Source organism: Nonomuraea purpurea (genome assembly GCF_042650645.1).
GTDB lineage: Bacteria > Actinomycetota > Actinomycetes > Streptosporangiales > Streptosporangiaceae > Nonomuraea > Nonomuraea purpurea.
Genome location: NZ_JBHSBI010000011.1, coordinates 93,758 through 115,080 on the forward strand (window position 1 = coordinate 93,758; position 21,323 = coordinate 115,080).

A 21,323-nucleotide genomic window follows, 5' to 3' on the forward strand; every position below is an offset into this window, starting at 1 on the left:
TCGGGCGGCGTCCCCGCCCCGTACAGATCGGCGAGCAGTTTCCCCAGAGCCCCGAGAGGAGACGTGGCGTTTCGCCCGGTTACCGAAGAACCGGATCTCCGCGCCGCGAACGAGATGAACGATCGACCGACCCAGCCCCGTCCCCCACGACCCGGCATCCGGGTGACGCCAGTCCTGCTCAGCGGGGCCATGGCGGTGCTCGTGCTGATGGTGTTCACGATCGCCTTCCTCCTGACGCGGGAGCCGCCGCAGGCCCAGGCCGCCTCCGCGGCCACGACGACCCCCGTTCCGGTGCGCAGCGCGACCGACCCTCCCCCGACGGCAGACGTCCCCGACGCGCAGCCCTCGACGAGCGAGCCGGTCCCGACCGGCGAGGCGAAGTTCACCAAGGAGTTGGACCCGTGTGGCCTCCTGGCCGAGGACCTGCTGGCCAAGCTCGTGCTCTTCCCCAAGAAGTCGCAGATCTACAAGGAGGAGTGCGAGTGGTACACCAATCAAGCGAACAGAGCCAGCCTTCCCGAGAACATGAGCTTCACGCTGAAGGTGTACGCCAAGGTGTTCCCCGAGGGGGTGGCGAAGGCGCACGAGCAGTTCATCGCGCGCCGGTGGAAGGCGGAGACGATACCCGGGGAATATGCCAAGGCCGACCCGGCGATCGGGGACGATTCCTATGTCACAAGGTGGACGACGCCCAGTGGCACAGGCAGGGGGCCCACCACGGCGGTCGTGGGCGTCCGGCTGAGCAACGCGGTGATCGAGGTCAGATATGACCGCCGAGTCGCCGAGGACCCCGAGGGCCGGCTGGCCAGGGGCGCGCTGGACGCGGCCAAGGCGCTCGCCGACAAGATCGGCACAGGCACAGGGTGAGGACCGCCAGCGCGCATCGCTATGCTTTGGCGCTACCAAGATCTTCTCAGAATGGGGTGTACATGAGGCGACAGACCATCCGCAGGGCCGGCGTCGTGACGTTGGCCATGACCGGGTTGCTCGGCATCGGCCTGCCCGTCCAGGCCGATGCCAACCGGCTTGCCAGCACCTGTGACGCCACCTTCTTCTGCCTGTACGAGCACGATGATTACGCAGGCGCCAAAGAGACGTTCCTCTTCACCTCCAACGGGTGCGTCAATGTGGGCGCCCTGAACAACAAGGCCAGCTCCATGAGGAACACCACGGCCGGGAGGATCCAGTTCTACAACAGCGCCAACTGCGCCGGCTCCTACGGATACGCGGCGGCCCCGAGGTCGTCGGACAGCGACCTGACGAATAACGGCTTCGACAACCTGACGAGCTCCGTCAAGCGCGTCAACCCGTAGCACCTCCTGGGGCTCGGCTCCACCGCGCAGGTCGTAGCGCGACCCAGGCGAATCGGAGGAATCGACGTGCCTGTTCGGCTGTGGGGAGCGGTCGCGGTCTTGCTGACCGTGGTGACGGCCTGTTCGACGGCGGAGAGGACGAAACCCCTGGTGCCGGTGCCGGCGCCGGGGGTGGAGGCGCGCGAGCTGTCCATCCCCTTCGACAGGTACAACTTCTCCACGGCGGACATCATGATCCTTGAGGCCGCCGAGGATCTCCTGGTCCGCGACTGCATGCGGAAGCGGGGCATGGTGTGGGAGGTGGTGCCGCCGGGCGCGGCGGACGACCTGGAGCCGCCCAACCGCCGCCGCTACGGCGTCGTCGAACCAGAGATAGCCCGTCTGTACGGGTACCATGTCGCTCCGGACCGCCCTTCCGTGGCCCGGCGTTCCGAGGCACGTGAGAGGCGGATGAAAGACCTGTCGGCGGCGGAGCGGCAGGCCGTGTACGGCGAGGCGGGCGGCTGCCTGCGGCAGGCGCGGGGCCATATCGAGCAGGGGTCGCCGCAGGTCGATACGGCGCTGTTCAACAAGCTCATCACGCAGACGTTCGAGCAGTCCCGGCGAGACCCGAAGGTAGTCCAGGTCTTCCGGTCCTGGAGTGGGTGCATGCGGGCCGAGGAGCTGCGCTATGCCGACCCGCTCGCCGCCATCACCGATCAACGGTGGCTGAGCGGTGGCCCTCCCACGCAGGAGGAGATCCGCGCGGCACAGGCGGATGTGCGGTGCAAGGTGAAGACCGGCCTCGTCTCCGTCTGGTCCGCCGCAGAGAAGCGCATCCAGGACGATGCCGTCCGCGCGTATCCCGCCGAGTTCCGGGCGCTGGGGGCGGCCAAGGACCGGCAGCTCGCGGCCGCCCGCCGGATTCTCGCGGAACAGGGCTGAGCCTGTGGGTGCCGGAACCCACGACGCCGAGAAGCACTCCGCAGATGACGAGACGGCCGGACCTGGAACGTCCGGCCGTCTCGGGCTGGTGCTTCGCTCGATTTCAGAGCGTCATGAAGCGCTCGCTTTCCGGCTGCTGGGGGTCTGGAAGCCGGTGAAGCCGGGTGTGTTTTTCGTGGTCAAAGCGATCTGGTTGAGCACCAGCCCGGCCTCACGAGGCGCCAGCGAGATCGTGTGCTCGCCCGGCGCGAGCGTCAACGCGGCCGCGGCGACGCTCGTGCTGCCGTACCAGGTCTCGAACCCGGTCTCCGGCCCTGACTTGTTCGACTGGTATCTCCACTGCCCGTCGACGACCACATGGTAGGAGTCGGCGTCGGCGTTCGGGTTGCTCGTGTTGACGAACAGGTAGTACGTGCCGCCGGTCTGGATGTCGACGGTGAAGTCGAGCCGGGGTGGTGCTCCTGCCGCGGAGCTCCCGTTGACCTTCTCCGTCGGGCCGGCCTTGAACAACGCCTCGCCCTGGGCCGCCGAGGTCGCCAGCCACTGTGCCTTCGCGCTGGCGTCGGCCGGCGGGACGACCTGGAGACCGTTACGGGCCAGCGCCCAGCCGTGGGTCCCGTTGTTGCTGGCGACCGCGTTGGCGGAGGCGCTCTTCTCCAACGCGTCGGCCGCGTCGAAGACGACCGAACCGTCCCGCTCCAGATAGGCGCCGACCGGCGCCCCCGCAGCGCGGCCCACCGTGACGGACGCCACCCAGGCCTCACCACCAGCGGTGATGGAGAGCTCGGCCCTCCCGGCTCTGCGCCCGGTGACCCGCACCTGGCCGTCCTTCACCGCGACCGACACGGCGGTCTCGTTGTCAGACTTCGCGGCCGCCACGTCCCGCACACCCTCGACCGTGCTCGTCTGGCCCACCGACGTCTGGATCGCGGGCAGCCGGCGGAGCTTCGGCATCGTGTCAGGGGGCGGCGCCACGGTAGCCCTCTGGGGTGCGGCGATGTTGTTCGGGCTCTCGGGCGGGCCGACAAGGCCGTCACCGGCCGCGCCGGCGCGGGTCTCGATGATGATCCGGTCGAAGAGGATCGCCGCGTCCGAGCGGTAGACCACGAGGTCGTGCCACCCCGCTGTGGTCACATCGATGGTGAAGTTCAGGGGTTCGATTCCATGCATGATGTTGAATCCCCAGGGGCTGGTGCTCGTACCGGCGACAGAGTTGCCGCGCAGCAGGCTGGGGGCCTGGTCGTCGAGCCCGATCGCCGTGCGCGCGGTTCGCGCCGTGCCGCCGTCCTCTGTGCCTTCGTTCAGGGTCGGGATTCGGTAGAAGGTCCCGGTGAACCTTCCGGTGGAGGTGAAGTGGACCCGGTATCTCAGGCGGGCGGTCGTCTCGAAGCCGGACTCGACCCGGGGCGCGATCTCCGGGAAGCTGCCCATCGACGCCCCGCGCTGACCCACGCCCTCAAGGGGGGCCCACCGGCTCCCGTCGGCGCCGGGCATGTTCTCGGAGAAGTGCTCGGCTTCGAGGGCCACGTATCCGTTGGCCTCCAGGTGTGCCGGCTCGGAGACACGGCGCAGATCCACGGCTGCCCGTTGCGCGTCCACCGTGAACGTCGCGACCGGGTCGCCGGCCTTGGCGCCGCGGACGGCGTTGAAGACCCGGATCGTCCCCTTCGCGGCGGGGTGGTTCTTGGCGACCGTCACCGTGACTCGTTGCTCTGTCGCGGTCGTGCCTCGGCGCTGAGAAAGGGTGATCCACGGAGCGTCCGCCTCGGCGACCCACTCCTGCGGGTTGGCTACGTCGTCGCGGGAGAACACGTCGAAGAACCGCTTGTCGTCGGGCGCGGCCGAGTTGAACGTCAGCGTGCCACGACCAGGTTCTTTGCTCCCCTCGGCGGCGGCGCCCACCGCGTCGGCCGGTGTGGCCACCCGGGCATACCGGTCGTTGGTGAGCATGACGGCGCCCTCGTTCGGGAAGCCTTCGGGGTGACTGTGGCCGATGGCATCGTCCCATTTGCCGTCGCTGATCGTGTTCCAGTAGTCCTCGTCGGTGAAGATGCGCTCACGGGCCTGCTTCGAGAGCAGCTCGTAGCTTCCCGCGCCGGCGTAGCGGCCTTGGGCGGCAGCGAGCTGGTTCTTCCAGTAGTAGCCGATCTGCTCAGCCATGTTGCGGTAGGACCGGATTCGGTGGAGCACCTGCTGATAGAACGCGGAGCGATAGCGCGGGTCGAGCTTGGCGGAAACGCCGTCGAGAATCGTCACCAGCTTGTTGGACTCGTTGATGTAGCGCTGGAGCTCATCCCCGTCCGAGGTGGCGCTGAACGGGAAGACCTGGCCGTTGTGGATCCTTCCCGAGTTCGCGTTGGACGAGTTGATCTCTCCCCAGAACTCGGCGCGCTTGGTGTTCTCGAGCGCGTCGAACCTTTCCAGCGCGTCGGTGACCACGGCGGCGTCGTTGCCCCTCAGCCGGAAGTCTCGCTCCACGTGCTCGGTGAGGAACTTGCTCCCGATGTTGGTGTCGTCATAGCCCTTGACGTCCCACGCGAGCTTGGCGAACAGGTCGAGCTTGATCTCGCCGGGCTTGATGTCCCCGACGTTGAGGATCCAGTAGCGCCCCGCACCGGAATTCCACGCCCGACGCAACTGCTGCACCATCAGGGACATCGGCGTCGAGTTCAGCCACAGGTAGCTCTTCGGCTCGCCCCAGTAGGAGATGTGGTAGTAGACGCCGTTCCCGCCGGACCGGGCGGCTTCGGTGCGCGTGGGCACCTGGCGCAGATAGCCCTGGTTGTCCTCGGCCCACATCAGGGTCACGTCGGCGGGGATGTGGTCCTTCAGCCCGGCGTTGTAGAGATCGTTCATCTCCTTGTAGGGGATGAACACCTGCGGCACGGCGTCGGCGCTGCCGTAGACGTCGGCGATCAGCTTGCGCTGTTCGCGAATGACGTCGGCCAGCATCTCGATCTTGTCCTTGAACCCGTACGGGTTACCGGGTGTGAACACCGGATCGCTGTCGTGCACACCGCGGATACCCAGGGCATGGATGTTCTCGAAGTCGGCGTTGGCGACCACACGCTGGCGCCAGTACTCCAGGATCGCGGGCTTGTTGATCGAATAGTTGAAGGCAGCCACGGCGTCCGGGCCCTTGATGTCGAGCGCGTCCTTGTTGCGGGCGTACCACTGCCGCCACTCGCCCTCGTTGTTGCGCAGCATCAACTCCGCGTGCGAGGACGATGCGACCACGCCGAACGCTGCCGCCTCACGAGCGTTGATCGGCGTCCCCTGGTCGTAGGTCCCGGTATCGGTGACCGCGTTGAACGCCGTCGAGGCCAGGTGCATCGCCGGCCACAGCGTGTTCAGCCTGAGCCGCAGCATCAGCTCATAGACGTGCCGGTAGTAGTTGACCTCGGGCGTGCCGTTGCCGGTGGGGAACTTCTTCTTCGCCCACACGACGGTGCGTTCTTCGTCGTTGATGAAGATTCCGCGGTATTTGACGTCCGGCCCGTCGTCGACCCGGGTCTTGCCTTCGACCTCGATGTCGTCGCGCCGCTTGATCGGCACGTCGCTGTACCAGTACCACGGCGAGACGCCGATCTCCTCGGAGATCGAGTAGATCCCGTAGATCGTCCCGCGGGCATCGCTGCCCGCGATCACCAGTGCGTTGTCGACTCCGGGGACCGGGTTCTTGATGGTCTTGGCCGCGTACGCCTCCCACCTGCCCTTGATCCCGGCGGCCTCGTCGAACTTGCCTGCTGCGACGATCCCGTCGATCAGCCGGCTCTGACCGATCTGACCGACGATGATCGCGGTCTTCTGACCCTCGGCCCTGGTCAGCAGGGCCGGCAGTTTGCGCTGGTCGGCCCTCGCCAGCCGCGCTTCCTTGGCCGGCTCGTCGTCGACGAACAGGCTCTGCACCTGGCCGGGATCGACCGCCCCGGTCACCATGGCGACATCCTGACGCAGGTCCTGGACCGCGCGGCGCACCTGCTTGTAGTCCCGATCGGCGTGATCGCCGCCATAGGACGGGTCGATCAGGATCGGAGTGGTCGTGCGACCGTTGAAGATGGTGAAGTCGGCCGATGACGCCTGCGCCGGCGCCACCCCCACCGACGTCAGCAACGCGGCCAGCAGAGCGCCGATCGTCACAGCTGCGGACCACCGCGTGGCCCGACGCGCGATAGTGCGCTTATCATGCGGTAATCGACCTATTTGCCCTGGTTGCGACATCCCTGGCTCCTCTCGTCCGAGACGTCACCGTGTGGCCGGCATGATCGCAACGTAGGTACCACGCGACAATTTCTGCAAGGTGTTGCCAGAATTTCCATCTCGTGACTAGATGCGTTCGTGGGGCCCACCATCTTTGACGTCGCGCAAGCTGCGGGCGTGGCCGCGTCGACGGTCTCCCGGGCGTTCAACAAGCCCGGCCGGGTCAACGAAGCGACGCGACAGCGGATAGTCGCCGCCGCCGCACACCTCGGCTACGAGCACAGACCGCAGAACCGCGCTCTTTCCGGTCTACGCCACCGCACCATCGCCATGGTGCTCTCCGACATCACCAATCCCCACTTCTTCGAGCTCATCCGCGGCGCGGAGCAGCGCGCGAAGGCGTCCAACGTCACTCTGGTGATCGTCAACGCCGAGGAATCGCGGCGCATCGAGGAGAACCAGATTCGCGACCTGGCCACCGGCGTGGACGGATTCGTGCTGGCCTCCAGCCGACTCGACGACGAGGTCCTGCGCGACCTCGCCAAACTGCACCGGATCGTCCTGTTCAACCGAGAGCTGCCCGGGTTGACCAGCGTGACGTTCGACAGCGGCGCCGGCTGTCAGCAGATCCTCGAACACCTGGCCTCGCTCGGGCACCAGAACTTCACCTACTGCGCCGGACCACCCAGCTCCTGGATAGGCGCGGCGCGCTGGGCGGCGCTGAGCGCTGTGGCCGAAGCGCACGGTCTGACGGCACACCGGATCGGTCCGTACGCCCCCAACGTCGCAGGCGGCGGGGCCGCCGCCGACGGGGCACTGCGCACCGACGTGACGGCGGTCCTGGCTCACAACGACCTGCTGGCGATCGGCATCATCCGACGCCTGGCCCAGCGCGGTGTTCGAGTCCCGGCCGACATCAGCGTGATCGGGTTCGACGACATCTTCGCCGCCGACTTCGTCCATCCCTCGTTGACCACCCTGGCCGGGCCCGGCTCGCAGGCCGGTCGGCTCGCGGTAGAGCTCCTGATCGAGCAGCTCGCCGCACGATCACAACGCGAGGGCGAGGCGATCCGCCTGCCCACCGAGCTGGTGCTCCGCGAATCGTCCGGCCCGGCGGACCGCCGCGGGCCTTGAACGAGCGTGAGGAGGTCGTCAACCACGGACCCGCTTCTTGTCGTCGATGGATGTCAGCCACTCCGCTGCCTGCTCGACGTGCAGCGGCCGGAGTCCTTTACGCGGGCCGACGTCGATGACGCGGAACCGGTCCACGTTCTCGTGGGCTTTCAGGTACAGCCGGTCGGCGCGTTCGAGGTCGTCATCGAACCAGACGAACGGACGGCGGTTGACGTATCGGCCGGCCCGCTGATCACCGGGTGCAGGTCCGCGAACGCTCGGCATGCGTCGATGACACGCCACACACTAACCGAGTCCCAGGGGAACGCGATCTTGCCTGCGGGGATGAACCCCGTCATCTCAGACCTCACTCGATCACGCCTGCCGGATGTGCGGTTTCTGGAGGTTATCTGTATGCGCTGCTCATAGCCTTGGCTCCGTGAGTACGGAGACGACCGGCAAGGGCATGCCGCCTGCCGCAGAGCTGCTCTCCTGTCCCCGCTCGCGAGCGCACCGCCGCTGTGCCTTTGCGCTTTACCAGATGAGGCGCTGACAGGTTGCCTTGGCGACCTTTTCCGGGAGAACCCTCATCCTGCAGTGCTCACCTACGGCTGTCCAGCCCGAATTCATCGCAGCAGGCGACACGGGCTCATGGCCGGGACACCGCCGCTGAACGACCATAAAACGTCGAGCTGCCGTGTACGTATTCTCAGCATTAGAACTGGAGCTTATATGAATCAGATCAATAGTATGGCGGGGAAAACCACTCGTGGTATGCGTAAGAGGTTGTCAGGGATCGGCGCAGCGGCACCTGCTGCTGGAATGGTGTTAGCCTCACCGGCCATCGCGCGGGCCGACGTGGATCCAACCGATCCGACCACAACCCATGTCGGCGTCGTCGGGGATACGCTGACTGTTCACGGTCGTTACGGGGACAATTACATCACCATCGTCCCGGGCGACCGCGGCCGGGTTCGCGTCACCGACAAGAACTACCCGATACTTCCGGGTGGCGACTGCATCGACATCACCGACAACGAAGTTGAATGCGGGTTGAGCGGCACTCCCAAGGGGCTGCATGTCGACGGCCACGCAGGCGCCGATACGATCATCAACCTGCTGCCCACGAGCAGTAAGACGCAGGCCCGTATTTACGGCGGCTCCGGCAACGACGTCATCTAGGGCGGTCCCGGAACGCAGTCGGTTTATGGCGGTCTCAGCCCCGACGATCTGCGCGCGAACCAAGGAAAGCCGGACAACGGCAACGACCGGCTCTTCGGCGGTTGCCCGCAGGAATGCGCAGACGGCGACGACCTGCTGGAGGGCTCGGACGGCAACGACAGCCTGAACGGAGGCCCGGGCAACGACGATCTGCGCGGCGAGAACGGCGTCGACACATACGTCGGCGGCAGCGGCCGGGACTCGGTGAGTTACGCGGAAAAGGGGGTGCGGGTGCAGGCATCTCTGAACGGCGTCGCCGACGACGGCATCGCCGGCGAACAGGAAAACATCCCGAGCGACGTGGAAGACATCTACGGTGGACGGTCCGCCGACGTCCTCGTCGGCAACGACGGCGACAACATGCTGGACGGCGGCCCCGGAGGCGACACGCTATACGGCCACGGAGGCAATGACACGCTTCACGGCGGTGCCGGCGTGGACAAGCTCTACGGCGACTACAACGACACCGGCATGAACTACGGCAACGACTATTTGTACGGCGGGGCGGACGGCGATCTGCTCGTCGGCGACAGAGGCTCCGACCACGCCCGCGAATACACCTACGACACGGGCAGAGACACCTGCCAGTCGATGGAGTTCGAAGATTATCAGAAATGCGAGGTCACACAGGCCTGGCCGTAACCGGGCCCTACAGCCAACGCCCTTGACTGAATGGCAGTGGGTACCGGCCTCCGTCTGACACCACCACCGGTGACTCACATGAAGACCTGAGACGCTCCCATCGGCCCCAACTGATCAGCGAGTGGGCTCCGGCGCCGGCGTTGGCCGATGCCGGAGCCCTTTGGCATGCGGACGAGGGCCGCAGCCCGGCGAGCGAAACGCGACAGAACCCCTCAGACCTCACTCGGTCACCAATCGGCCATCCAGCGGACTTTCGCATATGTACGCGCGTTCATTGGCGGGGTACAGTCTCGCCTACGACACCGATGAACGCGCGTACATCCCCTCCTACGACTCTGCCCTGCGGGGCGGAACGGACGAAACGATGCGGAAGGCTCTTGCGACCCTCGTGGTCGCGGTCGTCGGCGCACTGGTCGCCGGCGGTTGCTCCCCACCGGCCTCGACCGCCGGCTCGACCGGCACGGACAGCTTGGTCATCTACAGCAACTCGGTCTCCGACGGCCGCGGCGACTGGCTGAAGGCGGAGGCGGCCAAGGCCGGCTTCACCATGCAGTTCGTCGACCTCGGTGGCGGTGACATCCAGAACCGGCTGCTCGCCGAGAAGAGCAACCCGATCGCCGACGTCACGTTCGGCCTCAACAACGTGTACTTCGGGAAGCTGAAGGCGGCCGGCGTCCTGCAGAGCTACACCCCTGCCTGGTCCGGTGAAGTCGACCCCGCCCTGGGCGACGCGGACGGGAAGCAGTTCTGGCCGATCGTCCGCGAGCCGGTGATGCTGGTCTACAACAACTCGCTCGCCCCGGCTCAGCAGCCGACGGACTGGCCGGACCTGTGGACGAAGCCGCAGTTCGACAAGCGTTACGAAGTACCCAGCGCGCTCGGCGGCGCGACCGCGCAGATGGTGGTGGCCGGCATCCTCAGCCGGTACCGCGACGACAGCGGCGACCTCGGCGTCAGCCAGGCCGGCTGGGATGCGGTGAAGGCCTACTTCGCGCACGGTGTACCGGCTGTCACCGGCACCGATCTGTACGCGCAGATGGCAGCGGGGAAGGTCGACGCCGGTCAGATGTGGCTGGCCGGCAAAGCCACCCGGGAGAAGCAGTACAAGGTCCAGACCGAGGCCGCGCACCCCAAGATCGGTGCGCCGATGACGGTCCAGCAGGTGGGACTCGTCGCCGGGACGAAGAAGGCCGGCACGGCGAAGAAGTTCATCGACTGGCTCGGCAGTGCCGACGTCCAAGCCGCGTGGTCGAAGAAGTTCTTCACTGCCCCGGCGAACAAGGCAGCGGTCTCGAAGGCCGACGCCGACGCGGTCCGGATCACCGACTCCTTCACCGCCCAGCCGATCGACTGGGCGTTCGTCACCCAGCACCTCGACCAGTGGATCGAAAAGATCGAACTCGAGTACCTCAGCAAATGATCACCTTTGACGACGTCACCGTGCGGTTCGGCGGCTTCGAGGCGCTGCCGTCCTTCTCGCTCCGGATCGAGGCAGGAGAGTTCTTCACCCTGCTCGGGCCCTCGGGCTGCGGCAAGACCACCGCGCTGCGCGTACTGGCCGGGTTCGTCGAACCGGCAGCCGGCGACGTCCTGGTCGACGGTCGCACCGTGACCCACGTGCCGAGCGGCAAACGGGAGATCGGCATGGTGTTCCAGAACTACGCGCTGTTCCCGAGCATGAGCGTCCGTGACAACATCGCCTTCGGCCTGCGGGTACGGAAACACTCGCAGTCCGAGGTCGACCGCCGCGTCGCCGAGATCGCGGAGCAGGTCGACCTCTCTGGCGCGCAGCTGGCCAAAGGCGTCGCCGAACTCTCCGGCGGGCAGCAGCAACGTGTCGCGATCGCCCGGGCGCTGATCATGCGGCCCAAGGTGCTGCTGCTGGACGAACCCCTGTCCAACCTGGACGCGAAGCTTCGCCAGCAGCTGCGAGGCCAGCTGAAGGACCTGCAGACCCGGTTCGGCATCACGACGGTGTACGTCACTCACGACCAGGAAGAGGCCCTGTCGATGAGTGACCGGATCGCGGTGCTCGACCACGGCCGGATCGAGCAGGTGGGATCGCCCGAGGAGATCTATCAGCGATCGGCGACCGAGTTCGTCTGCACCTTCATCGGTCAGGTGAACAAGCTCAGCGTCGAGCTGGTGAAGGAGCTTGCCGCGCGGGGCGCCGATCGGCTCGATCCCGGCAAGGCCTCGTACCTGCGGATCGAAAAGGTCGGTCTCGACCGGTCGGGAGCGGGAGTCCGCCTGCCCGGTACCGTCACCGCCCGCGCGTTCCACGGGGCGCACACGATGTACCGGGTGCGCACGGAGCACGACGTGCTGCAGGTGATGCGGAGCGACGACCGGCTCGACGCGGGTGACCGGGTCGACGTCGTCATCGACCCGGAGTCGGTTCTGCAGTATCCGGGAGCGGCCTGATGAGAGGCCGGGTCCGCTCCCCGTGGTTCCTGGTGGCCGCCGCGGCGCTGCTGTGGTTCATCGCCGCGTTCCTGATCTATCCGAACGTCGTCACGCTGCACGAGATCTTCTTCCCCGGCGGCGCGTTCAGCACCCGCGCGTTCGAGCGGCTGTGGTCCTCGCAACGTGCCATCGACTCGCTGCGCAACAGCTTCCTGCTGGCGCTCGTCCTGTCGGTGACCGTCAACGTCGTCGGCGTGTTCGTCGTCTTGGTGACTCGCTACTTCGCCGTACGCGGTGCCCGCCTGCTGTGGGTGGGCTACGCGACGACACTGGTGTACGGCGGTGTCGTCGCCGTCTCGGGCTACACGTTCGTGTACGGCGAGGGCGGGCTCATCACGCGCATCGTGCTGTCGGTGTTTCCCGGCGCGGATCCCGGGTGGTTCTCCGGGATGCTCGCGGTCGTCGTCGTGATGACGTTGACCGGCACCGGACATCATCTGCTCTTCCTGTCCGCCGCGCTGGCCCGGATCGACCAGCAGACCATCGAGGCCGCTCAGCAGCTCGGCGCCTCGCCCTGGCGAATCCTGCGACAGGTCGTGCTGCCGGTGCTGCGGCCGACGCTGTTCGCGGTCACGACGCTGACCTTCCTGGGCGGACTGGCCGCGTTCGCCGCGCCTCAGGTGCTGGGCGGCCGGGAGTTCCAGACGATCACACCGATGATCCTGACCTTCGCCGAGATCCCCAGCTCGCGAGACCTCGCGGCCACACTCGCGCTGATCCTCGGTGTGGCGACGCTGGTGCTGCTCACCGCCCTCAACCGGCTGGAGGCGGGCGGGACCTACTTCTCGGTCTCCAAGGTCCCTGCGACCTTGCGAAAGCAGCGCATCACCAATCCGGTCGCGAACGCGGCCGTGCACGTCTGCGCGTACGTGTTGTTCGCGGCGTACGCCGTACCGCCGCTGCTGATCGTGGTCTTCTCGTTCACGGACGCGGCGACCATCTCGACGGGACGGCTGAGCCTGGACAGCTTCACCCTGGCCAACTACCATCGCGTGCTCACCGACGCCACGGCGTACTGGCCCTTCGTCGTGAGCATCGGCTATGCGACGGTGACCGCGATCGTCGTCATCATGATGATGCTGTTCGTGGCGCGGGTGCTGCAGAAGGTCGTCAATCCCGTGACGATCGCGATCGAGTACCTGCTGCACATCCCGTGGGTCCTGCCCAGCACGCTGCTCGCGCTCGGGCTCGTCATCGCCTACTCGGCACCGCGGCCGATCATCGGCGGGATGGTCCTCACCGGCACGGTCAGCCTCCTGGCGATCGGCTACATCCTGGCCAAGATCCCGTTCACTCTGCGGCTGATGAAGGCCGCCTACGCCGGGGTCCCCGACTCGCTGGAGGAGGCCGCGTCCATTCTCGGCGCCGGCCGGATGCGCACCTACCTACGCGTCCTGGTGCCCTTGGTCCTCCCCGTGGCAGCGGCCGTCACAGCCCTGAACTTCACCAGCCTGCTCGACGACTACGACCTCGCCGTGTTCCTCGCCCACCCGCTCTACCAACCGCTCGGCATCACCATCCAGAACGCCACCCGGAACCAGGGCAACACCGACGCCACCGCACTGACCTTCGTGTACGCCGTACTGCTCATGCTCGTCTGCACCGTCGCGATGTGGTTCGTCTACGGCCGCAACAGCCGGGTCCGCAGGAGCCGGGCATGAGCCAGTCAACCACTACGACCAGGGAGTACTACTTGTTCGGCCAGCCGCAGTACAAGCAGATCAACGCGCTGCTCAACACGGCCTTGGCGGAGCGTTCGCCGCTGATCGCCGTACACCGGGGCACCGGGCTGGGGAACATCCCGGAGAACACCGGCGATGCGGTCGAGACCGCCTTGGTCGAGGGGGCCGACATGGTCGAGATCGACATCGTGGAATCGGCCGACGGGGACTTCTTCCTCTTCCACGACGGCATGGAGCGGCTCGCCTTCGATCGCGACGTCGACCTCCGGGCGCTGTCCACAGCGGAGATCCGCGCGCTGCGGTACCGATGGGTGCGCGCCGACGCCGGGGTGAGCGAACTGGCCGACGTACTTGAGCGCTTCAGGGGCGACGTGCTGTTCAACGTGGACCGGTCGTGGTGGTACTGGGATCGCCTGCTGCCGTTCGCCGATCGGTTCGACCTGGCGGAACAACTGGTCTTCAAGAGCCCGGTGGAGGAGGTGTGGCTCGAGAAGTTGCGACGGCATCCGGTCAAGTACCCGTTCATTCCGATGGTGCGGACCCGCGCGGACATCGACGCCGTACTCGATGATCCCGACCTGAACCTGGTCGGCGTCGAACTGCTGGCGAGAAGCGCGACGGACGAGCTCGCCCGGCCCGAGCTGATCGGCGAGCTGCACGACGCCGGTCTGGCGTGCCTGCTGGACGCGATCAACCTGTCCGACGGCGTCCCGCTCTTCCACGGTCGCGACGACCACACCTCGGTCCTCGGCGATCCGGCCGACGGCTGGGGATGGCTGATCGCGCACGGTGCGGACATCATCCAGACCGACTGGCCCGGCCTCCTGCGCCGGTACCGCGAGGAAAGGACCGGAATCGTCCCTCGTGTCCACCGGCGCCGATAGGATCCGCGAGTGGGATCAGGTGAGGCGGCCAGGAGCAGGCGCCGATCGTCGAAGCCGCAGTCGCAGTCACCCCTGAACGTGACGATGATGGCGGTCGCCGAGGAAGCGGGTGTCTCCCGGGCGACCGTGTCACGGGTCTTCCACGGCACCACTCCGGTCGCGCCGAGCACCCGCGACGCGGTCCATGCCGCGGCGGAGCGGCTCGGGTACATCCCGAACGAGATGGCCCGGTCGCTGGCCGCGAGCAGTTCGGACATCATCGGCCTGTTACTGCGCGGGCCGAGCAATCCGGCGTACGGACTGCTGTTCAGCGAACTGCAGGCCGAGATCAGCCGGCTCGGGCTGCAGATGATCACTGTCGCCCCGTCACCGATGGAAGGCGCGAACTTCGAACGGCAGGCGCTCAACCGGCTGCTCGGGCTCCGGGTCGGCGGGATGTTCGTCTCCACGGGTGTCATCCAGGCCGAGATGCTCGAACCGTTCCTGGACGTGGTGCCGGTCGTCATCATCGGGCGGCCCGAGAACCACCCGCGCATCTACAGCGTCTCCTACGACGAGAACGGCAACGCGACCCTGCTCGCGGACGCGGTCGCGGCGCAGGGACACCGCGACGTCGCCGTGGTGATTCCGAATGTCGGCAGCTCCGTGGCGGAGAGCCTTCGCGGCCGGGTGATGGCCCAGCGGCTGGAGGGGCACGGTGTCACCGTGCACCGGATACCGTCGCCGACGTTCGGCGTCGTGAAGGAGGGCATCGCCGAGGTGATGGCGCTGTACGACGCCGGCACGATCACGGCGGCGATGTTCCCGTCGGACGTGCGCCTGCTCGCCTTCCTGTCGCACGCCCGCGCCGCCGGGGTCCGCACGCCGGAAGACCTGTCCGCCACCGGCTGCGACGGCGTCCTGCCCGGGGTCGACCTGCTGGGCATCACCACGGTGCGCATACCGGTCGAGCAGGCCGCCGTACGAGCTGCGGCGGTGATGCAGTCGATGCTCGCCAAGCCGGGCCGGATCAAGGTCGAACACGAACTGCTCCCCGGCACACTGCTGCCCGGGCGCACGCTCGGACCACCTCGCGGCGGTAGGTGACGGCAGCCGGCGGTCACCGCGTACGCCGGGCGAGCAGGGCCAGCAGGCCGATCATGACGAGTCCGAGCGCGGCCAGCGACACGCGGTCGGTGGTGTTCTCGCCGTTGGCGATCACCCCGAACGCGGTGTGCGCCACGAGCGCCCCACTGGCCAGCGCCAGGCTGTGCCGGTCGCGCCACCCGCCGTGCGCCGTCCACCTGCGCAGCAGCACCCCTGCCGCCACCGCCAGGAGCACGGCCGCCACCATCGGGACCACCACCCAGCCGCCTTGGGTGAAGGCCGGGTGCCGGGCGCCGCCGAAGGGGAACAGCAGCGCGAGATATCCGAACGCCACCACCCCGGCCAGGCACGCGACGACCGGCGGCGCGGGAATCGTCCGGGGCACGACGGCCGGAGGGCGGGGGACGAACCGCAGCGCGAGCACCGCGAGCACCGCGATCGCCAGTACGAACGCCGCCAGCGCCGCCGGCGGCACCTGGTAGCCGGGGTCGATGAAGGCCGTCGTCCACCGCAGCACCAGGGCGCCCAGCACGAACACCACCCCCGCCACGACCAGCCCGGTGCGCCCCAGATAGGGCCGATGGCGAAGAGCCGGGACGATGAGATCCACCAGCAGGATCGGCAGCGCCACGCTGAAGACCGCGTGGTAGGGGATGTTCAGCTCGGTGTAGGCGCTGTTGAGGCCGAGGATCCTGGGCGCCCAGTCTGCCACGCCGTAGATGGTCGGGCTGGTGAGCGCCTGCAACGCCAGCCCCTCCTCCACGATCCCGTACGCCGCCCCGAGCAGCAGGATCGCGGCCCAGCCCCGGCCGGCACGGCGTACCAGCTCGCGGATCAGTACGGTGCCGGCGCCGTAGATCGGCATCCACAGCAGTAGCAGCCACGCCTGGCGGAGGGGCGGATTGCCGAGCGTGAGCTCGGCGACGACCGGGGTGAGCCCGGCCAGCAGGAGCGCGGCCCACCGGCCGCGTGCTCGTGAGGTGTCCATGCGCCCACGGTCCCCCGCGACGGGCGCGGCGCGCTGCTGCCGTCAGGCCGCTCCGTGGCCTCTTCTGTCGCTCCCGGGTGGTGACTTTGGTTGTCATGGCGGGGGACCTTGGTTGCTTACCAGGCAGAAGACCGGCGGATACGATCTGCGGTTGTGTTCGCAGCACAAGGCCGGGACGGGCAACCGGGGTCGGGGCGGTCGCGGCGTGACTGGGCGGTCGGGGCCGGCGGCGTCGTGCTCGCCATGGCCGGGGCCGTCGGGGTGGTCTGGGGGGATCTCGTCCCGGGGACGCCCGGCTGGTACCTGTGGGCCGACGTAGCCGGCGGGGCCCTGGCGTGCGTGGGGATGTGGTTGTGCCGGCGGTGGCCGGTGGCCGCCTCGCTGGCCGTCATCGCACTGTCGATCCCGGCCGCTGCCGCGTCGGTGGCCGCGGGGATCGCCACGCTCGTCGCGGCGCTTTACCGGCGACCGCCCACGGCCGTCGCGGTGGGAGTGGCCTGGGTGGCGGCGACGCTGATCAGGTTCGCCTGGCGTCCGCCCGGGCTGGCGCCGTACCCGGTGTGGGCGCTGGTCGCCGTGCTGTTCGGCGGGGCGATCACCGGCTGGGGCATCCTGGCCAGGACCCGGCGGGAGCTGCTGGCGTCACTGGCGGAACGGGCCCGCCGCGCCGAAGCCGACCAGCGGCAGCGCGCGGAGGAGGCCCGCCGCGCCGAACGTCTCGGCATCGCCCGCGAGATGCACGACGTGCTCGCCCACCGGCTGTCGCTGCTGGCGGTGCACGCCGGGGCGCTGGAGTTCAACGCCGGCGCCAGGCCGGACGAGGTCGCCGAGGCGGCCGGGGTGATCCGGACCAACGTCCACGAGGCCCTGCAGGAGTTGCGCGCGGTCATCTCCGTGCTGCGTGAGAGCCCGTCGGCCGAGCTCCCGCTGACCGGGCTCGCACCACTGGTGGAGGAGTCGCGGCGGGCCGGGATGCGCATCGAGCTGCACGAGCACGACGTACGCTTCGCCGACCTGCCGGAGACGACCCGGCGCACCGCGTACCGCGTCGTGCAGGAGGGGCTGACCAACGCGCGCAAGCACGCGCCCGGCCGGCCCGTCACCGTCGTGGTCTCCGGCGCGGCCGGCGGCGAGCTGACGATCGAGGTGCGCAACCCGCTGCCCGCCGGACGGGAGGCGACGGGGCTGGCCACGACCGGGGCCGGAGCCGGACTGGCCGGGCTGGAGGAACGGGTCTCGCTGGCGGGCGGACGCCTGGAGCGGGGACACACCGACGACGCCGGGTTCCGGCTGGCGGCGCGGCTACCATGGCCACGTGAGCGACCCCATGCGTGAGCCGGTGAGCGGGCCCGGGGGTGCGTCGGCCGCGATCCGGGTGCTCATCGTCGACGACGACGCGCTCGTCCGCGCCGGGCTGACGCTGATGCTCAAGGGCGCGCCCGCCCTCCAGGTGGTGGGCGCGGTGGCCGACGGCGCGCAGGTCCAGGCCGCGGTCGGCGAGCACTCCCCCGACGTGGTGCTGATGGACATCCGGATGGCCGGCGTCGACGGCATCGACGCGACCCGCAGGCTGCGCGCCCGCCGGGACGCGCCGGAGGTCATCATCCTGACCACGTTCGACGCCGACGAGCACGTGTTCCGTGCGCTGCGCGCGGGAGCCAGCGGGTTCCTGCTGAAGGACACGCCCCCCGAGGGAATCGTCGAGGCGATCCGGCGCGTCGCCGCCGGCGAGCCCAGCCTGTCGCCGAGCGTCACCCGGCGGCTGATCGCCCACTTGCTTCCCGAGGAGGACGACCAGCGGCAGGCCGACGCCCGGCGGGTGCTGTCGGCGCTCAGTGACCGCGAGCGGGAGGTGGCACTCGCGGTCGGCCAGGGCAAGACCAACGCCGTCATCGCCGGCGAGCTGCACATGAGCGTGGGCACGGTCAAGGGCTACATCTCCCGCATCCTGACCAAGGCGGGCCTGGACAACCGCGTCCAGCTGGCCCTGGTCGTCCACGACGCCTCATAGGGCCCGCGCGGCTGGCCCCGAAGACGTCCCAGGAGCTTAATGATCGGCCAGGACGCGCCGGGCCGTGGCGTGGGCGACGGCGGCCTTATATATGCATGACGAAATCAAGATATCATCGTAGTATGGCGATTGATTCTGATGGTGGCCGCTGTGTCTCGGCGAGCCAGGACAGGCAGGCAAGGCGATGACACTCGCAGCGAAGTTGTCGGCCATGCGGATGCTGGCCGACGCCTGGGCGGCCAAGCGGGGCGGCCGGCGGGTGATGGCCGGTCGGCAGCGGGCCCGGCTGGCCGCGCTCGTCGCGCACGCGCGCACCCACTCGCCCTACTACCGCGACCTCTACAAGGAGCGGGGCGTGCCCGCCGGAGTCGGCGAGCCGGCCGCGTTGCCGGTCACCGACAAGAGCCGGCTGATGGCCGCCTTCGACGACTGGGTCACCGACCCCGCCGTCACCCTGGACAAGGCGCGCGCCTTCGCCGACGACCCCGCCACGATCGGCCGTCCCTTCGCCGGCCGCTACACGCTGACCACGACCTCCGGCACCACCGGCACGCACGGCATCTTCCTGCAGGACGCCCATGCGGCCGCAGTGACCGGCGCGATGATGGCACGCATGCTGACCGGCTGGCTGACCGTCCAGGACGTCGCCCGGATCGCGGCCGGGGGCGGGCGCATGGCGCTGGTCGTGCCCGAGGGCGGGCATTTCGCCTCCACGGTGGCGGCCGCCCGGCTGCGCGGCCGCTCCCGCGCGGCCGCCTTCAGCGTGCACCAGCCGCTGGAGGAACTGGTCGAGGCGCTGAACGCCTTCCGCCCGGCGGTGCTCGCGCCGTACGCCAGCGTCGGCGCCCTGCTGGCCGGAGCGGCCGAAGCCGGACGGCTGCGCATCAACCCGGCCCTGGTCATCCTGACCGCCGAGGGCCTGCCGCTCCCGGAGCACGCACGCATCAGCCGCGCCCTGGGCGGGGCGAAGGTGCGCACCAGCTACGCCGCCAACGAATGTCCGTTCCTCAGCTACGGCTGCGCCGCGGGCTGGTTGCACGTCAACGCCGACTGGGCCATCGTCGAACCGGTCGATGAGCAGTACCGTCCCGTGCCGCCGGGCGAGCCCTCCCACACCGTGCTGCTGACCAACCTGGCCAACCACGTCCAGCCGATCCTGCGCTACGACCTGGGCGACGCGGTCGTCATGCGGCCCGACCCGTGCCCGTGCGGCAGCCCCGGCCCTGCCCTGCGCGTTCAGGGGCGCGCCGCCGACCTGCTCACCTTCGCCGGCCCGGACGGGACGCCGGTCACCTTGGCCCCGCTGCCGCTGGCCACACTGCTGGAGGCGGTGCCCGGCCTGGAGTTGTTCCAGATCGTCCAGACCGGCCCCGCCGCGCTGCGGCTGCGACTGCTCCCGGCGTCCGGCGTCGACCCCGAGACCCTGTGGCACACCACTGAGACCCGGCTCAGCGAACTGCTGACCCGCCACCGCCTCGGCCACGTGCGGATCGAGCGCGCGGCCGAGCCGCCCCAACACAGCGCGGGCGGCAAGGTGCGCGCCGTCATCCCCGCCCCCGCCGTGGGTGTCCGTCAGCAGATGGTGCCGGCCCATTTGCGGTAGCCGACGCTTTTGTCGGTGACGATGCCGTCGACGCCATCGCGGGCCAGGCGCCGCCAGGCTGAATAGGTGTTGGGCGTCCAGGCGTAAACCGGCACGCCGGCAGCCTGGTAGGCGCGCACCCGGGATCGGGTGAGCTGGTCGTCGCGAACCGCCACGAAGGCGTAGCGGCGGGCGAGCGAGGGGGGCGGAGCAGAACGGGCCAGCAGCCCTCGCGACCGCGGCGGGAGGACCATCCGCTTCAGCGCCTCGGGCTGAAACGACATCAGCGGCGCCCAGCGGTAGGCCCGATGACGGGCGTAGGCCGCGGCCAGCCGACGGCGGTCGGCACTGTCGGGCACGACTTTGAGATCGATCAGCACCTGTGTGACGTGGCCGCGCAGGAGCTTCAGCGCCTCATCCAGGGTGGGTGGCGGGAGCCGGTCGGCGCCGCGCAGAGCACGCAGCCGGGCCAGCGTCAGAGCCGCGACCCGGCCGCTGCCGTCGGTGGTGCGATCGACCGTGGCGTCGTGCATCAGCACCGGGTGATGATCACGGCTGAAGCGGATGTCGATCTCCAGGCGGTGGGCGCCGGCCGCCACGGCCCGGCGCAGTGAGGTGAGGGTGTTCTCCGATCCCGATGGCGGATAGCCGCGGTGGGCTATGAGGGCCGGCACTCGGCAGCGTCCGCTCGCCGCACCGGCCGGCAGCGTCGGGCCGGTGAGCACGAACACCGGCAGCACCAGCGAAAACACCATGCGCAATGGCCAGTGCACGGCAGCCGGCCGACGGACGATCGCCTGCCATACGCGCGGGGCGGACGACACGGTGTGAAGGCGGTTCCCGGCCGGTTCGCGCGGCCGGGAACGGTGGGAGAGGCTCATCGACTATCCGGTGGTGCAGGACCGGGCGGCGGGGAGCAGGTAGCAGGCACCGCGAGGCGTCCCCGCGGGGACGGAGCCAGTCAGGCTCGGCGATCCTTTGAGGGTGGTGGCCAGGCCATTGGTGATGGGGAATCGGTGCGGGATCGTCATGCGCGTTGCCCTCCTGGATGAGTCGCTCTATCCGGCTGGGAACCAGGCGAACGGGATGGCCAGGTGCTGGCATCAGAGCTGCCAACTTCTACAATGAGTAGTTGACACGTCACGGTGCGCTTAAACATTTGAATAAATGTTCAGCTGAACAAGCGACACAGAGCGAGCAGCCGGCCCCTT

General features: G+C 68.7%; 18 protein-coding genes and 1 pseudogene. 15 read left to right on the forward strand and 4 right to left on the reverse strand.

From position 1 onward, the window contains the following. The first annotated feature begins 114 nt into the window (after positions 1 to 114). From ACFOY2_RS22495 to ACFOY2_RS22505, 3 genes are all read left to right on the forward strand, one after another. Positions 115 to 867, forward strand: a complete 753-nt coding sequence (locus ACFOY2_RS22495; RefSeq protein WP_379530041.1) for a hypothetical protein — start codon at positions 115 to 117, stop codon at positions 865 to 867. 62 nt (positions 868 to 929) lie between these two features. Next, positions 930 to 1,313, forward strand: coding sequence for a peptidase inhibitor family I36 protein (locus ACFOY2_RS22500; protein ID WP_379530042.1), 384 nt, complete (start codon positions 930 to 932; stop codon positions 1,311 to 1,313). A gap of 66 nt (positions 1,314 to 1,379) precedes the next feature. Next, on the forward strand, positions 1,380 to 2,237 hold the full coding sequence (locus ACFOY2_RS22505) for a hypothetical protein (RefSeq protein WP_379530043.1): 858 nt from the start codon (positions 1,380 to 1,382) through the stop codon (positions 2,235 to 2,237). A gap of 111 nt (positions 2,238 to 2,348) precedes the next feature. Here the strand turns inward: ACFOY2_RS22505 and ACFOY2_RS22510 are convergent, their stop codons facing one another. Next, positions 2,349 to 6,377 carry a glycosyl hydrolase 115 family protein gene (locus ACFOY2_RS22510; protein WP_379530044.1) on the reverse strand — a complete coding sequence of 1,343 codons (4,029 nt, stop codon included), beginning with the start codon at positions 6,375 to 6,377 and terminating at the stop codon, positions 2,349 to 2,351. 198 nt (positions 6,378 to 6,575) lie between these two features. On the opposite strand from ACFOY2_RS22510, the gene ACFOY2_RS22515 reads away from it, so the two are divergent. Further along, a complete protein-coding gene (locus ACFOY2_RS22515) occupies positions 6,576 to 7,571 on the forward strand; it encodes a LacI family DNA-binding transcriptional regulator (RefSeq protein WP_379530045.1) in 996 nt (331 codons plus the stop codon). Between the two features lie 18 nt (positions 7,572 to 7,589). Here the strand turns inward: ACFOY2_RS22515 and ACFOY2_RS22520 are convergent, their stop codons facing one another. Next, entirely contained in the window at positions 7,590 to 7,835 is a 246-nt protein-coding gene (locus tag ACFOY2_RS22520) for a hypothetical protein (protein ID WP_379530046.1), read from the reverse strand. A gap of 447 nt (positions 7,836 to 8,282) precedes the next feature. Here ACFOY2_RS22520 and ACFOY2_RS22525 point away from each other — a divergent pair, with 447 nt between their 5' ends. The 8 genes and pseudogenes from ACFOY2_RS22525 to ACFOY2_RS22560 all read left to right on the forward strand — a co-directional run bounded on the left by ACFOY2_RS22525 (position 8,283) and on the right by ACFOY2_RS22560 (position 15,531). Continuing rightward, positions 8,283 to 8,732, forward strand: coding sequence for a hypothetical protein (locus ACFOY2_RS22525; RefSeq protein ID WP_379530047.1), 450 nt, complete (start codon positions 8,283 to 8,285; stop codon positions 8,730 to 8,732). Positions 8,733 to 8,864: 132 nt separating this feature from the next. After that, positions 8,865 to 8,963: pseudogene (locus ACFOY2_RS22530) on the forward strand (hypothetical protein); the annotation flags it as partial. Between the two features lie 39 nt (positions 8,964 to 9,002). Then, entirely contained in the window at positions 9,003 to 9,413 is a 411-nt protein-coding gene (locus ACFOY2_RS22535) for a calcium-binding protein (protein ID WP_379530048.1), read from the forward strand. 364 nt (positions 9,414 to 9,777) lie between these two features. After that, positions 9,778 to 10,833 (forward strand): extracellular solute-binding protein, encoded by a 1,056-nt coding sequence (locus tag ACFOY2_RS22540; RefSeq protein ID WP_379530049.1) that lies wholly within the window; start codon positions 9,778 to 9,780, stop codon positions 10,831 to 10,833. Beyond that, positions 10,830 to 11,837 carry an ABC transporter ATP-binding protein gene (locus ACFOY2_RS22545; protein ID WP_379530050.1) on the forward strand — a complete coding sequence of 336 codons (1,008 nt, stop codon included), beginning with the start codon at positions 10,830 to 10,832 and terminating at the stop codon, positions 11,835 to 11,837. The genes ACFOY2_RS22540 and ACFOY2_RS22545 overlap by 4 nt, the downstream gene beginning before the upstream one ends. Continuing rightward, positions 11,837 to 13,540 carry an ABC transporter permease gene (locus ACFOY2_RS22550; protein ID WP_379530051.1) on the forward strand — a complete coding sequence of 568 codons (1,704 nt, stop codon included), beginning with the start codon at positions 11,837 to 11,839 and terminating at the stop codon, positions 13,538 to 13,540. The genes ACFOY2_RS22545 and ACFOY2_RS22550 overlap by 1 nt, the downstream gene beginning before the upstream one ends. Next, on the forward strand, positions 13,537 to 14,445 hold the full coding sequence (locus ACFOY2_RS22555) for a glycerophosphodiester phosphodiesterase family protein (RefSeq protein ID WP_379530052.1): 909 nt from the start codon (positions 13,537 to 13,539) through the stop codon (positions 14,443 to 14,445). The genes ACFOY2_RS22550 and ACFOY2_RS22555 overlap by 4 nt, the downstream gene beginning before the upstream one ends. 9 nt (positions 14,446 to 14,454) lie before the next feature. Next, complete coding sequence (locus ACFOY2_RS22560; RefSeq protein WP_379530053.1) at positions 14,455 to 15,531, forward strand: LacI family DNA-binding transcriptional regulator; 1,077 nt, start codon at positions 14,455 to 14,457, stop codon at positions 15,529 to 15,531. Between the two features lie 13 nt (positions 15,532 to 15,544). Here ACFOY2_RS22560 and ACFOY2_RS22565 read toward each other — a convergent pair whose 3' ends face one another. After that, complete coding sequence (locus tag ACFOY2_RS22565; RefSeq protein ID WP_379530054.1) at positions 15,545 to 16,519, reverse strand: hypothetical protein; 975 nt, start codon at positions 16,517 to 16,519, stop codon at positions 15,545 to 15,547. A 153-nt stretch (positions 16,520 to 16,672) separates the two neighbouring features. Here ACFOY2_RS22565 and ACFOY2_RS22570 point away from each other — a divergent pair, with 153 nt between their 5' ends. From ACFOY2_RS22570 to ACFOY2_RS22580, 3 genes are all read left to right on the forward strand, one after another. Beyond that, positions 16,673 to 17,854 (forward strand): sensor histidine kinase, encoded by a 1,182-nt coding sequence (locus ACFOY2_RS22570; RefSeq protein WP_379530055.1) that lies wholly within the window; start codon positions 16,673 to 16,675, stop codon positions 17,852 to 17,854. Then, positions 17,847 to 18,530 carry a response regulator gene (locus ACFOY2_RS22575; protein ID WP_379530254.1) on the forward strand — a complete coding sequence of 228 codons (684 nt, stop codon included), beginning with the start codon at positions 17,847 to 17,849 and terminating at the stop codon, positions 18,528 to 18,530. Before ACFOY2_RS22570 ends, ACFOY2_RS22575 begins: the two co-directional genes overlap by 8 nt. 184 nt (positions 18,531 to 18,714) lie before the next feature. Continuing rightward, positions 18,715 to 20,133 (forward strand): hypothetical protein, encoded by a 1,419-nt coding sequence (locus ACFOY2_RS22580; protein ID WP_379530056.1) that lies wholly within the window; start codon positions 18,715 to 18,717, stop codon positions 20,131 to 20,133. Here the strand turns inward: ACFOY2_RS22580 and ACFOY2_RS22585 are convergent. Continuing rightward, on the reverse strand, positions 20,103 to 20,867 hold the full coding sequence (locus tag ACFOY2_RS22585; protein WP_379530057.1) for a glycerophosphodiester phosphodiesterase: 765 nt from the start codon (positions 20,865 to 20,867) through the stop codon (positions 20,103 to 20,105). The genes ACFOY2_RS22580 and ACFOY2_RS22585 overlap by 31 nt on opposite strands. Between the last annotated feature and the right edge of the window lie 456 nt (positions 20,868 to 21,323).

Coding starts and splice junctions, on each gene's coding strand:
- ACFOY2_RS22495 (WP_379530041.1), top strand. CDS start 115: ATGAACGATCGACCGACCCAGCCCCGTCCCCCACGACCCGGCATCCGG.
- ACFOY2_RS22500 (WP_379530042.1), top strand. CDS start 930: ATGAGGCGACAGACCATCCGCAGGGCCGGCGTCGTGACGTTGGCCATG.
- ACFOY2_RS22520 (WP_379530046.1), bottom strand. CDS start 7,835: ATGCCGAGCGTTCGCGGACCTGCACCCGGTGATCAGCGGGCCGGCCGA.
- ACFOY2_RS22525 (WP_379530047.1), top strand. CDS start 8,283: ATGAATCAGATCAATAGTATGGCGGGGAAAACCACTCGTGGTATGCGT.
- ACFOY2_RS22540 (WP_379530049.1), top strand. CDS start 9,778: ATGCGGAAGGCTCTTGCGACCCTCGTGGTCGCGGTCGTCGGCGCACTG.
- ACFOY2_RS22545 (WP_379530050.1), top strand. CDS start 10,830: ATGATCACCTTTGACGACGTCACCGTGCGGTTCGGCGGCTTCGAGGCG.
- ACFOY2_RS22550 (WP_379530051.1), top strand. CDS start 11,837: ATGAGAGGCCGGGTCCGCTCCCCGTGGTTCCTGGTGGCCGCCGCGGCG.
- ACFOY2_RS22555 (WP_379530052.1), top strand. CDS start 13,537: ATGAGCCAGTCAACCACTACGACCAGGGAGTACTACTTGTTCGGCCAG.
- ACFOY2_RS22565 (WP_379530054.1), bottom strand. CDS start 16,519: ATGGACACCTCACGAGCACGCGGCCGGTGGGCCGCGCTCCTGCTGGCC.
- ACFOY2_RS22575 (WP_379530254.1), top strand. CDS start 17,847: ATGCGTGAGCCGGTGAGCGGGCCCGGGGGTGCGTCGGCCGCGATCCGG.
- ACFOY2_RS22580 (WP_379530056.1), top strand. CDS start 18,715: ATGACACTCGCAGCGAAGTTGTCGGCCATGCGGATGCTGGCCGACGCC.
- ACFOY2_RS22585 (WP_379530057.1), bottom strand. CDS start 20,867: ATGGTGTTTTCGCTGGTGCTGCCGGTGTTCGTGCTCACCGGCCCGACG.